The 14265-nt window shown below is 68.3% G+C and carries 10 protein-coding genes; 3 read left to right on the forward strand and 7 right to left on the reverse strand.

What is annotated here, in order from left to right:
• Nucleotides 1-51: 51 nt before the first annotated feature.
• From ACQ86A_RS14910 to msuE, 6 genes are all read right to left on the reverse strand, one after another.
• Entirely contained in the window at nucleotides 52-981 is a 930-nt protein-coding gene (locus tag ACQ86A_RS14910) for a carbohydrate ABC transporter permease (RefSeq protein WP_431277755.1), read from the reverse strand.
• Nucleotides 978-1934 carry a carbohydrate ABC transporter permease gene (locus ACQ86A_RS14915; RefSeq protein ID WP_431277756.1) on the reverse strand — a complete coding sequence of 319 codons (957 nt, stop codon included), beginning with the start codon at nucleotides 1932-1934 and terminating at the stop codon, nucleotides 978-980. Before ACQ86A_RS14915 ends, ACQ86A_RS14910 begins: the two co-directional genes overlap by 4 nt.
• Nucleotides 1931-3031, reverse strand: coding sequence for a LacI family DNA-binding transcriptional regulator (locus ACQ86A_RS14920; protein ID WP_431277757.1), 1101 nt, complete (start codon nucleotides 3029-3031; stop codon nucleotides 1931-1933). Before ACQ86A_RS14920 ends, ACQ86A_RS14915 begins: the two co-directional genes overlap by 4 nt.
• Before the next feature lie 281 nt (nucleotides 3032-3312).
• Nucleotides 3313-5187, reverse strand: a complete 1875-nt coding sequence (locus tag ACQ86A_RS14925; RefSeq protein ID WP_431277758.1) for a thioredoxin domain-containing protein — start codon at nucleotides 5185-5187, stop codon at nucleotides 3313-3315.
• A gap of 55 nt (nucleotides 5188-5242) precedes the next feature.
• Nucleotides 5243-6634 carry an NtaA/DmoA family FMN-dependent monooxygenase gene (locus tag ACQ86A_RS14930; protein ID WP_431277759.1) on the reverse strand — a complete coding sequence of 464 codons (1392 nt, stop codon included), beginning with the start codon at nucleotides 6632-6634 and terminating at the stop codon, nucleotides 5243-5245.
• A 30-nt stretch (nucleotides 6635-6664) separates the two neighbouring features.
• The gene (gene msuE, locus ACQ86A_RS14935) at nucleotides 6665-7276 is read right to left on the reverse strand and encodes an FMN reductase (protein ID WP_431277760.1); all 612 of its coding nucleotides are present in this window, start codon (nucleotides 7274-7276) and stop codon (nucleotides 6665-6667) included.
• A 161-nt stretch (nucleotides 7277-7437) separates the two neighbouring features.
• Here msuE and ACQ86A_RS14940 point away from each other — a divergent pair, with 161 nt between their 5' ends.
• Nucleotides 7438-8271 (forward strand): aldo/keto reductase, encoded by an 834-nt coding sequence (locus ACQ86A_RS14940; protein ID WP_431277761.1) that lies wholly within the window; start codon nucleotides 7438-7440, stop codon nucleotides 8269-8271.
• Between the two features lie 16 nt (nucleotides 8272-8287).
• A complete protein-coding gene (locus tag ACQ86A_RS14945; protein WP_431277762.1) occupies nucleotides 8288-8695 on the forward strand; it encodes a hypothetical protein in 408 nt (135 codons plus the stop codon).
• Here the strand turns inward: ACQ86A_RS14945 and ACQ86A_RS14950 are convergent, their stop codons facing one another.
• Complete coding sequence (locus ACQ86A_RS14950) at nucleotides 8696-10252, reverse strand: long-chain-fatty-acid--CoA ligase (protein WP_431277763.1); 1557 nt, start codon at nucleotides 10250-10252, stop codon at nucleotides 8696-8698.
• A gap of 120 nt (nucleotides 10253-10372) precedes the next feature.
• Between ACQ86A_RS14950 and hrpA the strand changes: the two genes are divergently transcribed.
• Entirely contained in the window at nucleotides 10373-14260 is a 3888-nt protein-coding gene (hrpA, locus tag ACQ86A_RS14955) for an ATP-dependent RNA helicase HrpA (RefSeq protein WP_431277764.1), read from the forward strand.
• Nucleotides 14261-14265: the final 5 nt, after the last annotated feature.

Here is a 14265-nt window from a genome sequence, read left to right on the forward strand (position 1 = left end):
GTGCGAGGTGGTTCGAGGGTGAGTGGTGCGGGATGGTGCGAGGTGTGCGAGCTACCCCTTGACGGCGCCGGCCAGCAGGCCGGAGGTCAGACGTTTCTGGATGAGCATGAAGAAGACCAGGCTCGGGATGGTCGCCAGCAGTGATGCCGCCGCCAGCTGTCCGAGTTGCACCTGGCCCTCCGCCCCGACGAATCGGGCGAGCGCCAAAGGCAGGGTCTGCAGGTTGGGATCCTGGATGAGCACCAAGGCGAAGAAGAACTCGTTCCACGCCGAGATGAACGTGAACAGGCTCGTGGCGACAAGGCCAGGCGCGAGAAGCGGGAGCACGATGCTGATCAGCGTGCGGAACCGGCTCGCCCCATCCATCGCGCCCGCTTCCTCGAGTTCGACCGGGATGCCCGCGACGTAGCCCTGCAGCATCCAGAGCGCGAACGGGAGCGACCAGACCGTATAGACCAGGATGAGCCCGAACAGGTTGTTGATCAGCCCGATGTTCTTGAGCACCAGGAACAGCGGAATGATGATCAGGATGAACGGGAAGACCTGGCTGAGCAGGATCCAGCCGGTCGCGAGCCCGCGCAACTTCGTACGGAACCGTGCCAGGGCGTACGCCGCCGGCAGCGAGATGACGGTCACCAGGATGGTCGTCGACACCGCCACGATGAGACTGTTGCCCGCCGCCGTGAACAGGTTCGCCTTCTCGATCGCCTGAGCGAAGTTGTCCCAGTTGAAGCTGGTCGGGAAGAACCCGGGGTTCGGCGACTGCAGCTCCTGCGGCGTCTTGAACGCCGTCGTGAGCAGGAACAGCAGCGGGAACGCCAGGAAGATCATGTACACGACCAGGGCGATGTACTGGAGCGGGCGACCGATCATGCGGCCGGCGCGAGCCGACCTGCTCGGGCCCTGGGGCGACCGGCCGCGGTCGGCGTCGGCGCCGCGGGTCGACAGTTCGGCGCTGGTGGCGGGTGCAGTCGTGCTCATGAGTTCCGGCTCCTCATCTGGCCGCGCAGGTAGACGAACAGGAAGATCGCGATGACCACGACCATCACGTTGCCCATTGCCGCCGCGTATCCGAAGTTTCCGTAGCGGAACGCCTCGTTGTACGCGAACAGCATCGGCAGCATGGTCGTGCCTCCCGGACCACCGGCCGTCAGCACGTAGACGAGCGCGAACGAGTTGAAGTTCCAGATCAGATCGAGAGTGGTGATCGCGATGATGATGGGGCGCAGCGCCGGCAGGATGACGTGCCAGAACCTGCTCCATGTCCCCGCCCCGTCGATGGCGGCGGCCTCCAGCAGCTCGGTCTGCACGCCCTGCAGGCCGGCCAGCAGGGTGATCGTCGTCTGCGGCATCCCGGCCCAAACGCCGACGATGATGACGACAGGCAGGGCGATGGATGCGTTGCCCAGCCAGTTGATGTCGCTCGGCAGCCCGAGGCCCTTCAGCGTCTGGTTGATCGGCCCGTAGCTCGGGTTGAGCATCAGGCGCCACATGATCGCGATGATCACCGGTGGCATCGCCCACGGCACGAGCGCGAGGGTGCGGGCCAGCCAGCGGAAGCGCAGCTTCGCGTTCAGCAGCAGGGCGAGTCCGAGTGATGCGAGGAACTGCAGGATCGTGACGCTGAACGCCCACACGAGGCCGATCCCGAACGAGTTCCAGAACAACTGGTTCGTGCTGAGCTTCGTGTAGTTGTCGATGCCGTTGAAGTTGACGGGCAGGTTGAGGCCGGCCCGTGCATCCGTGAACCCGAGCAGGATGCCCTGCACGAGCGGGTACACGCTGAAGATAACGACGGGGATGAGCGCGGGCAGCACCAGCAACCACGCGTCGCGGCCGCCTCCCCCGGCGGGGCCGCCGCGGTTGCGGCGTTTGCGCTTCGGCGTCTTCGCGGCGTCGCCGGGGGCGACGACGACGGGAGCGGCGGTTGTCATGCGGTCACCTCGTGGATCTTGTCGGGTTCGGTGGTCTTCGCAGATTCGGTGGCGGATGCGGCGGTGCCGGTGCCGGTGCCGGCGGCGCGGCGCACCACGGAGGACTCGCGCACGGACAGGGTCGGCTCGATCACGACCTGCTTCACGCTGGCATCGGCGTCGGCGAGCCGTCGCAGCAGGAGCTTCGCGGCCGCTTTGGCGCGCTTGGCGGAGCCGAGGTCGACGCTGGTGAGCGAGGGGTTGGCGAGCTCCGCCGCGTCGGTGTCGTCCATGCCGACGACGGCGACATCCTCGGGCACGCGCACGCCGCGGCTCGTGAGCTCCTTGAGCGTCGCGACGGCGAGCAGGTCGTTGGCGCAGACGATCGCGTCGGGCGTGGACTGGCGGAGCAGCTTCGCGGCCGCCTTGCGACCGGCCTTGTACGTGAAGTCGGATGCGGCGACCTGCACGTCGGCGTTCGTCGCGAGCCCGAAGTGCTCGATCGCCTTGAGGTATCCACTGAGGCGCGCTGCACCAGGAACCGTGTCGACGGGTCCGTTGACGAAGGCGATGTGCTTGCGACCCTGCTCGACGAGGTGCTCGACCGCGAGGCCCATGCCGGCCACGGAGTCGGCACGCACGTTGTCGAGTTCGACGCCCGCAGGCAGCGAGCCGATGATCACAATCGGCAGGCGGCTCGAGCGCAGGGCTGAGACGAGCTCTTCGGTGACGCGCAGCGGGCTGAGCAGCAGACCGTCGGCGAACCCGCGGTTGAGGCTGCCGAGCAGTTCGATCTGATCCTGGGGGTCGTTGCCGGTCGAGGAGAGCACCAGCCGGTATCCGGCCTTCGCGACGACACGGGAGACCTCGTGCATCATCTCGACGTAGACGGGGTTGCCGACATCGGCCACGGCGAAGGCGATCTGGTCGGTGCGGCCGACCTTCAGGGAGCGGGCGGTCGCGTCGGGAACGTAGCCGAGCGCATCCGCTGCCTCACGCACTCGCTCCGTGAGCTGCGGCGAGGCGGGGAGCCCGTTCAGGACGCGGGAGACGGAGGCGATGGAGACGCCGGCGCGCTCCGCCACGAGGACGAGCGTCGACTTCCTGGTCTCGGCCATGGTGCTCCCTGCATCATCGAAGGTGGTGTTCGTAAACGTTTACAAGAACGTTTACAGGGAGTGTAGCCCGCGCGCATCCCCCGCGCAACACGGGCCTCTCGCCGCTCCCCGCAGGCGCCCGATCGTGCCTAAAGCGCGGTTACGGGATGCGCTGCCGCGCTTTTCGCACGACTGCACACGCCCCGTGGTCCACAGGCGCGGGCGAACGCACCGCAGCGCGGCTACAGCGCGGTGCAGCTGCACCGCAGCTGCACCGCAGCTACAACGCAGCTACAACGCAGCTACAGTGCGCCGGCGTCGGTGACCGGGAGGCGGCACACGAAGTCGCGGCACAAATACGCGGTAGGCCGCGCATCCCGGGCCGTGCGGGCTTCGAACAACTCGAACCCGTCCGCCGCGAAGCTGGCCACCGCGGCCTCCGACGCCAGCGCGACCAACTCGGTCGGCCGAGCACGGACAGCATCCACGAGCGCCCGGCCAACGTCGAGCCCGCCGCCACCGAACGCCCCGGCAGCACCATCCGGCACCACCACGACGAGCTGCTCGGGCTCGCCGGCCATCCGCGACATGAGCTCCAGCGCCGATCCGAACGCACTCGGCGTGCGCACCGCTTGCGCAGAGACGTGCCGCATCGCATCCCGGGCCACCCGTTCGAAACGGCGCTCGGCGGTCAGCAGATAGAGGGTGTGGGCGGCCGATGCGGTCGCCGAGAGCCCCGACGGATATGCGCCCTCCGACGGGTCGACGCGGATCCCCATCCCGTTTCCCTGCAGCACAGGGTCGCCACCGCCCGGCGCTTCGAGCGCGCACGTCTCCTCCTCGGCGGCGTCGATGCAGAGGTCGACGAGGTCGCGGGCGACGGATGCGTAGCGCGGCTCCCCCGCGGCGAGCGCGAGCTCGAGCAGACCGCCTGCGAGACCGCCGTAGTCTTCGAGGGTCGCCGACGCCTCGGAGATCCGTTCGGCGAGGGATGCCCGCACGAGCAGTCCGTCCGCCCGGCGGTGTCGCGAGAGCAGCAGGTCGGCCGTCTCTCGCGCTGCGGCGATCCACTCCGGCCGATCCAGGATGAAGCCCGCTCGGGCGAGCGCCCCGATGGCGAAACCGTTCCAGCCGGTGAGGATCTTCTCGTCCAGCGGCGGCGGAACGAGTTTGGCCCGCTCGGCCGGTGCCGCGCGGTAGTAGCCGCCCTCGACGCGCTGACCGTCGATGGTGCTCTCCGAGTCCTGCGCCGACGCAAATCCTCCGCTCGGACGCCGCAGCACGGTCAGGAGAAAGCGGGCGATGCCGTCGGCCGCATCCTGAGCCCACTCTGCGCCGGTGCGTTGCCAGGCGAGCGCGTATTCGCGCAGCAGGAGGGCGTTGTCGTAGAGCATCCGCTCGTAGTGGGGATCGCTCCAGTCGCGCCGGGTGGCGTACCGGAAGAAGCCGCCGTCGACCGGATCGCGGAGCGGCGATGCGGCCATCCGTTCGAGCGTTCGGGTGGCGAGGTCGACCCCCGCATCGCGCGACAGCAGGAATCCCAGAACGGGCGCGACCGGAAACTTGGGCTCGGTGCCGAAACCGCCGAACTCGGGATCCTCGGCGCGAGCGAGCAACGCGATCGCCTCATCCAGCGCGCGACCGTCGGGGAGGTCGGCCACGTCGGTCGCCGCCGTCGAAGCGGAGGCGAGGGCTTCGGCAACGGTGGCCGCGTTCTGCTCGACCTCGTCTCGGCGGTTGAGCCACGCATCCGTCACCGCGTCCAGCACCTGCCGGAAAGAGGCCCGCCCTGCCAGCGGCGCCGGCGGAAAGTAGGTGCCGGCGAAGAACGCCCTCCCCCGCGGCGTCGCGAAGACGGTCAGCGGCCAACCCAGGTTGCCGGTGAAGGCGCTGGCCGCGGAGAGGTAGCCGGCGTCGACATCCGGATACTCCTCCCTGTCGACCTTGATCGCAACGAACCGCGCATTCAATTCATCGGCGAGCACCGGATCGCTGAAGCTCTCGCGAGCCATCACGTGGCACCAGTGACAGGTGGCGTACCCGATCGAGATGAGCACGGGCACGTCGCGCCGCTCCGCCTCCGCGAAGGCCTCCGCGCCCCACGGGTACCAGTCGACCGGGTTGTCGGCGTGCGCGCGCAGGTAGGGACTGATCGCGTCTGCGAGCCGATTCGCCATGCCGCCCACCTTACGACGCTCAGAGCTACAACGCTTCGGTCTGAAGCCTCCGACCTCAGGCGCTCCGGCTGGCGTCCAGCGCCTCCTCGACGTGGAGATTCTCCGGCCGCGCCAGCCCGAGGTGCTCGCGCAGGGTCGACCCTTCGTACTCCGTGCGGAACAGCTCCCGCCGCTGCAGCTCCGGTACGACGAGCGACGTGAATGCATCGAACTGCGCCTGCAGGAACGGTGACTGGATGTTGAACCCGTCGACGGCGCCGGCCTCGAACCATTCCGCCAGGTGATCGGCGACCTCGTGTCCGCTCCCGACGATGGCCGCCGTGGGCACAGCGTGCGTCGCAAGCAGGTGCCGGTACGTGACCGCCGACTCGCCCTCGACTGTTCTCCCGGTGCGGGCGATGACGGACTCCAGGATGCGCTGCCCGCCCTCCGCGAACCGGCGCGTGACCCGCAGCGGCACCTCGTCGTCGAGCTCCGGTGTTCCGAGTGGGACCCCGACCGCCGCCGAGAGCGCTCGGATCGATCGATTGGCCGGGAAGTCGGCAGACTGCGCAAGTGGCGAACCGTCGTCGAGCGGAACGAGGCGGAGCAGGTCGTCGTAGATCGCCTGTGCATCGGCCCTCGTCTGCGCCACGACCGGGAGCACCGGAGTGACGATGAGCGGGGATCCCTGTGGGCGGCCGAGCGCACGTGCCTGCGCGCGCAGGTCGGTGCGGAAGGCGACGGCGTGCTCGATCGTCGGCAGCGCGACCAAGGCCAGATCCGCCAACTCCCGCGAGAGCTCGCGCGAATGCGCCGACGTTCCCGCGTGCACGATCGGCAGGTGTCCCTGCACCGGACGGGGAACCGTGAGCGGGCCGGTCACGCGCAGGTAGTCGCCGACCGCATCCGTGCGGTGCAGCTTCTCCGGATCGATGAGCCGCCCGGTGCGCTGGTTGCGCACGAACGCGTCATCCTCCCAGCTGTCCCAGAGCAACCTGAGAGCGCGCACGAGCTCGCCGGCCTGATCGTAGTTGGGCTCGGTTCCCGCGCGCCCGTCGCGGCCGTGGTTACCGGCGGCGCGCGGATCGGCCCCCGTCACCACGTTGAGCCCCGCTCGGCCGGAGCTCAGCCGGTCGATGGATGCGGTCTGCCGCGCCAGCGTGAACAGGTCGAAGAAGGCCGTGTTAGCGGTCGCGATCAACCCGATCCGCTTGGTCACACCGGCGAGGTAGGCGATCGAGCTGACCGGATCGATCCGCGCCAGCAGATCGGGGTCGCGGAATTCGAGATCGGGACCGGTCGCGAGCCACTCGCCGAAGAAGAGGTAGTCGAACTTGGCCGCCTCTGCGGCGCGCGCGGTGCGGCGCAGCACCCGCGCATCCTGAAGCGGATCGCGGTGGGCGCCGGGCATCCGCCAGCCCGCGGGATGCGCTCCCAGCGCCCGGAACACCGCCCCCAGAATCATGGCGAACCCGTTACGTCCCGACCGCCGCGCTCATCGACCGAGGTATTTGGCGATCGACTCGGCCTCGGCCACGTTGCTGCGGATGAGCGGCAGGGAGCGGGCGACCGCGAGGTCGATCCGCTCGTGCAGGTCGAGGCTGGAGACAGCTCCGGCTGTGAAGTCGGAGTCGTTGGCGTACACGCCGATCGGCAAGGTGAGCGCCTGGAAGAAGCCGAACAACGGGCGGAACTGGTGTTCGATGATCAGCGCGTGCCGATCCGATCCGCCTGTCGCCGCAAGCAGCACGGGCTTGTCGACGAGTGCGTACTGCCCGACGAAGTCGAACAGGTGCTTGAACAGCCCGGTGAAGGATGCGCGGTAGACGGGGCTCGCCACGATCAGCAGGTCGGCGGTCTCGATGCGCTGCAGCTCTTCCTCGACCGAGGCGGGAAGCTGGTCCCGCCGAAGGGCTCCCGCGAAGTCGGGGCCGATCTCGCTGACCGCGATGAGGTGGGCGTCGACCGCGACCTCGCGGCCGAACGAGGCGAGGATCTCCTTGACGAGAGCCGTGGTCTTCGACGGCGCGTGCAGGCTGCCGGAGACGGCGACGATACGCAGGGGGCGACCGGTGCCGGCGGGTGACGAAGACGGGATCTGAGGCATGGCACGACGCTAGGCCTGCCGACCGGCCGATGCCAGGCGCGGCGTCACACGACGTAAACCTGAGCGTCACGCGGCGTCACGATCGGATTCATGACGGAGGCCGCTGAATCCATGACCGGGGATGATTGGAACAGGATGCGCGCAGCGATTACCGTAGAAGAATGGTTGCAAACGCAAATATCCCCACCCTTACTCTGAACAACGGAACCACCATTCCGCAGCTCGGTTTCGGCGTCTTCAAGGTCGACCCGGCCGAGACGACCCGGATCGTCACCGACGCACTCGAGGTCGGCTACCGGCACATCGACACCGCCGCGATCTACGGGAACGAGGAGGGCGTCGGCCAGGCCATCGCCGCCTCCGGCATCCCGCGCGACGAGCTGTTCATCACGACCAAGCTCTGGAACGACCGGCAGACGGATGCGCAGGCCGCGTTCGACGAGTCGCTCGCCAAGCTGGGCCTCGACTATGTGGACCTGTACCTCATCCACTGGCCCGCACCCCAGAACGACAACTTCGTCGAGGCGTGGAAGTCGCTCGAGAAGATCGCAGCGACCGGTCGCGCCAAGGCCATCGGCGTCTCCAACTTCCTGGTGCCCCACCTCGAGAAGCTGATCGCGAACTCGACGATCGTGCCGGCGGTCAACCAGATCGAGCTCCACCCCGCGCACCAGCAGCCCGAGGTCACCGCATTCGCGCGCGAGCACGGCATCGAGATCGAGGCCTGGGGTCCCCTCGGCCAGGGCAAGTACCCGCTGTTCGAGGCTCCCGAGGTCGCCGGAGCGGCCGAGGCGCACCGCAAGACGCCCGCCCAGGTCGTCATCCGCTGGCACCTGCAGACCGGGAACATCGTGTTCCCCAAGTCGAACCGTCGCGAGCGCATGGCCGAGAACTTCGACGTGTTCGATTTCGAGCTGTCCGACGCCGAGGTGGCCGCGATCAGCGCCATGGAGCGCGAGGGCCGCGTCAGCGCGCACCCCGACGAGGTCAACTAGCACGTAGGCTCGCGGTGTGAGAATCGTGACGATCACCGGCAAGATCATCTACGTCATCGGCGGCTACGCGGTGCTGCTGGTGTTGAACGTGTTCGTCTTCCAGCAGCTGGTGAACGCCACCTTCGACGTGCTCATCGTCGCCGTTCTCAACATCGCCTATGTCACCATCGGGGTCCGCACCTTCCGCGGTGCGGACGAGAATCGCGAAGACCCGCGCGCTTGGTGGCGCGCCACCGCCAGGCCGGCGGCCGGTTTCTGGATCGGCTCCGGCCTGGCGGTCGCCGCGGGCATCTCCCTGTTGGGGGCGCTCGCGTCGAAGCCGGTAGATGCGTTCATCCCGACCGTCGCATTCCTCGTCTATGCGGCGCTCGCGGCGTTCTACCTGCACTCCTCGTACCGGCTGCGCACGCTCGACCTGGCGTAGCTAGTCCTGCTCGTACCGCGCCACCAGTTCCCGCTTGAGCACCTTCCCACTGGGCCCGAGCGGGAGCGTCTCGAGCACCACCACCTGCCGCGGGAACTTGTACGCGGCGACGTGCTCCTGCGCGAACGCGACGAGGTCCTCGCCCGTCACGGTCGAGTCCGGCATCAGCGTGACCGCCGCTACGATCTCCTGGCCGTGCGTCTCGTGGCTTACTCCGAACACGGCGCACATCGCGACCGCAGGATGCGTCGACAGCACCTCCTCGACCTCGCGCGGGTAGACGTTGTAGCCGTTCCGCACGATCATGTCCTTCTTACGGTCGACGATCGTGATGTAGTCGTCGTCACTCTTCGTCCCGAGGTCGCCGGTGCGGAACCAGCCGTCGACGACGGCCTCGGCGTTCGCCTGCGGCAGGTTCAGGTAGCCCTTCATCAAGTTGTGTCCGCGAACCACGATCTCGCCGAGCTCGCCGCGCGGCAGCAACTCGATCCGGCCCTCGACTTCCGCGTCGGCGATCTCCACATCCACGCCCCAGATCGGCGTTCCCACGGTGCCGACTCGCGTCGGCATGCCGCGGTGGTTGAAGGACGCGACCGGCGAGGTCTCGGTGAGACCGTATCCCTCGTGCACGTCGATGTCGTACACCTCTTTCATGCGCTCGATCACCGCGACCGGAATGGCGGCCCCTCCCGACATCCCATAGCGCAGCGGCGGACGCTCCGGGTTCGACTTCGCGGCTTCGAGCAGCGCGATGTACATCGTCGGCACGCCCGTCATCACCGTGCACTGGTTCTCGTTCATGAGGCTCAGCGCCGTCGCGCCGTCGAACTTGGGCACGAGCACGACCGTCGCACCCACGCGGAACCCGAGGTTCATCACGCAGGTCTGGCCGAAGGTGTGGAAGAGCGGCAGGCAGCCCAGGATGCGGTCCTCTTCCGTCACGTCGAGCGCGCCGGCCGACAGCACATTGACCTGCTCGACGAGGGCGAAGTGGCAACCCTCCGCACCCTTCGGCTTACCCGTCGTGCCGCTGGTGTAGAGGATCGTCGCCGTATCGAAAGGGTCGCGCGGCACGTACGTATCGACAGGATGCGCGGCCGCGGCCTCGTCTTCCAGCCGCGCGAACGGCGCTTCCGCCAGCTTCTCGTCGGGCACCAGCACCGACAGCGTCTCGATGCCCGCCAGCGCTGCGCCCTTCGCGCCCTCGCCGAGCAGCGGGGCGGCGCAGATCAGCAGCTTCGCACCGCTGTCGCGAAGAACGTAAGCGATCTCCTCGGCCTTGAGCAGAGCGTGCACCGGCACCACGACGGCGCCGAGCGCGAGGATCCCGTAGTACGCCCGCGGAAAGTCGGGGACGTTCGGGATGAGCAGCGCGACCGCATCCCCCTCCCCGATCCCCCGGGAGCGCAGCGCGCCCGCGTAGCCCCGGGTCTGGTCCCACAGCTCGCCGTAGGTGATCTGCTGGGGGCCGAAGATCAGCGCGACGTTGTCGGGCTTGCGGTGAGCCGTCTCCGCGAGGATGCTCGCGACCGACATCGTGGCATAGCCATGACTCATGGGTGTTCTCCCTGTCTCCATCGACGAAAGGACCCGTTCGGGTTGACTGCAACCTACGGCACCGCCGCCGCCCGGGCAACGCCCCGTATGGAGGGCCCGGCGTCGTAGAATGGAAGGCTTATGTCTTCCACGGTCTCCCCCGCCCGCCTCCACTTCCCGCCCGAGCTGCCCGTCAGCCAGAAGCGCGAAGAGATCGGTCGCGCCATCAGGGAGAACCAGGTGGTCATCGTCGCCGGTGAGACCGGATCGGGCAAGACCACCCAGCTGCCCAAGATCGCCCTAGAGATCGGGCGCGAGAACATCGGCCACACGCAGCCACGGCGGCTTGCCGCACGCACCATCGCCGAACGCATCGCCGAAGAGCTGGGCGAGGATGTGGGTGGTCTCGTGGGCTACCAGGTGCGGTTCACCGACCGGGTCGGGGCCGCGACCCGCATCAAGCTGATGACCGACGGCATCCTGCTGAACGAGATCCACCGCGACAGGATGCTCCGCAAGTACGACACGATCATCATCGACGAGGCCCACGAGCGCAGCCTCAACATCGACTTCCTGCTCGGCTACCTCAAGCAGCTGCTTCCGAAGCGCCCGGATCTGAAGCTGATCATCACGTCGGCCACGATCGACCCCGAGAGCTTCGCCGCCCACTTCGCGGACGCGAACGGCAAGCCGGCACCGATCGTCGAGGTCTCAGGACGCACCTTCCCTGTCGAGGTTCGGTATCGGGCCCTCGTCGCCGAAGCCATGGTCGACGACGACGAGGATGCAGACCCCGTCCCCTCGGCCGATCGCGACTACCTGCAGGGCATCAACGACGCCCTCGACGAGCTGGCACGTGAGGCACCGGGTGACGTGCTCGTGTTCCTCTCGGGCGAGAACGAGATCCGGGATGCCGCAGACGCCATCCGCGGCCGCAACCTCCCGTACACCGAGGTGCTCCCCCTCTACGGTCGGCTGTCGAGCGCCGAGCAGCACCGCGTCTTCCAGCCGTCGACCGTGCCGGGCGTGCGCCGCCGGATCGTACTCGCCACGAACGTCGCCGAGACGAGCCTCACGGTTCCGGGCATCAAGTACGTGGTGGATGCGGGTACGGCGCGCATCTCTCGCTACAGCGTTCGCGCCAAGGTGCAGCGCCTGCCGATCGAGGCGATCTCGCAGGCGAGCGCGAACCAGCGCTCGGGCCGCTCGGGTCGAACGAGCGACGGCATCGCCATCCGCCTCTACTCGCAGGAGGACTTCGAGAAGCGGCCGGAGTTCACCGAGCCCGAGGTGCTGCGCACCAACCTCGCGGCGGTCATCCTGCAGATGATCTCGCTCGGCCTCGGCGACATCGCCGCTTTCCCCTTTCTCACCCCGCCCGACTCCCGCGGGATCAAAGACGGTCTCGACCTGCTCGCCGAGCTCGGTGCCGTCGTCCGTGGCAAAGACGGCGACTCCACGCTCACGAAGGTCGGCCGTCAGCTCGCGCAGCTTCCAATCGATCCCCGCTTCGCCCGTATGGTCGTCGAGTCCAAGCGCCACGGTACCTCCCGCGAGGTGATGGCGATCGTCGCCGGGCTGACGATCCAGGACCCGCGCGAGCGTCCCGTCGAGCGACGCGGGACGGCGGATGAACTCCACGCGCGCTTCGCCGACCCCACCAGCGATTTCCTCACGCTCCTCAATCTCTGGAACTACCTCGAGGAGAAGCAGAAGGAGCTGGGTTCGAGCGCGTTCCGCCGGCTCCTCAAGAGCGAGTTCCTCAACTTCCTGCGCGTGCGCGAGTGGCAGGACGTCTACCGGCAGCTCCGCCAGCTGGCCAAACCGCTCGGCCTGACCATGGGCGAGCCGTCGGTGAACCCCGACGGCATCCACCGCTCACTTCTCGCGGGCCTGCTCTCGCACATCGGGTTGAAGGATGCGACCGCATCCGGAAACAAAGCAGGCTCCGGCCGCGGCCCGGGCACCTCCTCTGCACGCGCCGGTCGTAACGCCGAGTACCTCGGCGCCCGCCAGACGCGCTTTGTGATTTTCCCCGGATCGACCCTCGCCAAGAAGCAGCCGAACGCGCTGATGAGCGCCGAGCTCGTCGAGACCAGTCGCCTGTTCGCGCGGATGAACGCCTCCATCGACCCCGCCTGGGCCGAGCCGATCGCCGGCGACCTCGTCAAGCGCAGCTACAGCGAACCGCACTGGGAGAAGAGCCAGGGAGCGGTCGTCGCTTACGAGCGCGCCACGCTGTACGGCGTGCCCATCATCCCGCGGCGGCGCGTGCAGTACTCGCGCATCGATCCCGAACTCGCGCGCGAGTTGTTCATCCGTCATGCGCTCGTCGAGGGCGAATGGGATTCGCCGCAGGCGTTCGATCGCGCCAACAAGAAGCTGCGTGCCGAGCTCCGTGAACTCGAAGAGCGCACCCGACGTCGCGACATCCTGAACGACGACGAAGCGGTCTTCGAGTTCTACGACCGGCGGATTCCCGCCGACGTCGTCTCCACCCGCAGCTTCGAGGGCTGGTGGCGCAAGGCGAAGAAAGAGACGCCCGACCTGCTCACCATGACGCAGGAGGCGCTGCTCGCCGACGACTCGACCGAGGTCGACGACGAAGCCTTCCCGCCGGTGTGGCGGCAAGGCGACCAGCAGCTGACTCTGCGCTACCGGTTCGAGCCGGGAGCCGAGGACGACGGTGTGACCGTTCAGGTGCCGCTCCCCTTGCTCGCGGGGCTGCTTCCCGACGGCTTCGACTGGCAGGTGCCCGGGCTCCGCCAGGAGCTCGTGACGGCGATGATCAAGTCGCTCCCGAAGGCGATCCGTCGACTCGTGGTACCGGCCGGCGACTGGGCCACCCGCCTGCTCGGCGAACTCCGGGACAGTTCAGGGATGCGCGCCCACGACGGCGAACGGCCCGCTGCATCCCTCGCCGACACCCTCGCAGCGACCATCAACCGGTTGACGGGCTCACGCGTGACCGGCGACGACTTCGAGCTGGAGCGCATCCCCGCGCACCTGAGACCGACCTTCCAGGTCGTCGGCGAACGGGGACGGCCGATGGCGTCGGGCAAGAACCTCGCCGCCTTGCAGGACCAGTTGCGCTCACGCGCCCGTGACTCGGTGGCCCGCGTCGCCGAGGCTCGCACGCCCAACGCGCTTGAGCGCTCGGGTCTCACGACGTGGGACTTCGACGAGCTCCCGCGCTTCCTCGACACCAAGCAGAAGGGTCCGGGAGGCGCGACCAACGTCATCCGGGCGTACCCCGCGCTCGTCGACGACGGGGCGAGCGTCAGCATCCGCCTCATGAGCACCCCGGCCGACCAGGCCGCCGCGATGCCGGGCGGCGTGCGTCGCCTGCTGCTGGCCGGCATCCCGTCACCGGTCGCGTATGTGCAGCAGCACCTCACGTCGAACGAGAAACTCACGCTCGCGGCGAGCCCGTATCCGAACACCAAGGCGCTCTTCGACGACTGCCTGCTGGCGGTCGTCGACAGCGTGCTGTTCCGGATGAAGGCCGACGGCCAGGTCTTCATGCGCGCCGAATTCGAGGACGTGCGCGATCGGGTCTCTGGAATCGTGATGGACTCGATGTTCCAGACCGTTGCACTGGTCACGCGCATCCTGACCGCCGCGCGCGCCGCCGAGAAGTCGATCGGCGGGGCGACGAGCCTCGTGTTCCTCGCGGCGCTCAACGACGCCAAGGGACAGCTCGCCGGGCTGGTCTATCCCGGCTTCGTGTCGGCGACCGGGCTGGACCAGCTCGGTCAGCTTCCGCGCTATCTGAACGGCATCACCCAGCGCATCGCCGCTCTTCCCGTCAACCCGGGACGCGACCGGGCCTGGCAGACGCAAGTGGAGACGGCGCTAGCGCTTTACTCGGAGGCGGGTGGGCGCATCCCGCTGCCAGCCGGCGCGCCGGAGAACCTCAGGCACGCCCGCTGGATGCTCGAAGAGTTCCGCGTGAGCCTGTTCGCGCAGGGGCTCGGCACGGCAGAGACGGCTTCGCTGCAACGGCTCCGCAAGGTGCTCGCGGGCTGACGGAT

The sequence above is a fragment of the Leifsonia poae genome (assembly GCF_050632195.1).
Classification (GTDB): Bacteria; Actinomycetota; Actinomycetes; order Actinomycetales; family Microbacteriaceae; genus Leifsonia; species Leifsonia poae_C.

Coding starts and splice junctions, on each gene's coding strand:
- ACQ86A_RS14910 (WP_431277755.1), bottom strand. CDS start 981: ATGAGCACGACTGCACCCGCCACCAGCGCCGAACTGTCGACCCGCGGC.
- ACQ86A_RS14915 (WP_431277756.1), bottom strand. CDS start 1,934: ATGACAACCGCCGCTCCCGTCGTCGTCGCCCCCGGCGACGCCGCGAAG.
- ACQ86A_RS14920 (WP_431277757.1), bottom strand. CDS start 3,031: ATGGCCGAGACCAGGAAGTCGACGCTCGTCCTCGTGGCGGAGCGCGCC.
- ACQ86A_RS14925 (WP_431277758.1), bottom strand. CDS start 5,187: ATGGCGAATCGGCTCGCAGACGCGATCAGTCCCTACCTGCGCGCGCAC.
- ACQ86A_RS14930 (WP_431277759.1), bottom strand. CDS start 6,634: ATGATTCTGGGGGCGGTGTTCCGGGCGCTGGGAGCGCATCCCGCGGGC.
- msuE (WP_431277760.1), bottom strand. CDS start 7,276: ATGCCTCAGATCCCGTCTTCGTCACCCGCCGGCACCGGTCGCCCCCTG.
- ACQ86A_RS14940 (WP_431277761.1), top strand. CDS start 7,438: ATGGTTGCAAACGCAAATATCCCCACCCTTACTCTGAACAACGGAACC.
- ACQ86A_RS14950 (WP_431277763.1), bottom strand. CDS start 10,252: ATGAGTCATGGCTATGCCACGATGTCGGTCGCGAGCATCCTCGCGGAG.
- hrpA (WP_431277764.1), top strand. CDS start 10,373: ATGTCTTCCACGGTCTCCCCCGCCCGCCTCCACTTCCCGCCCGAGCTG.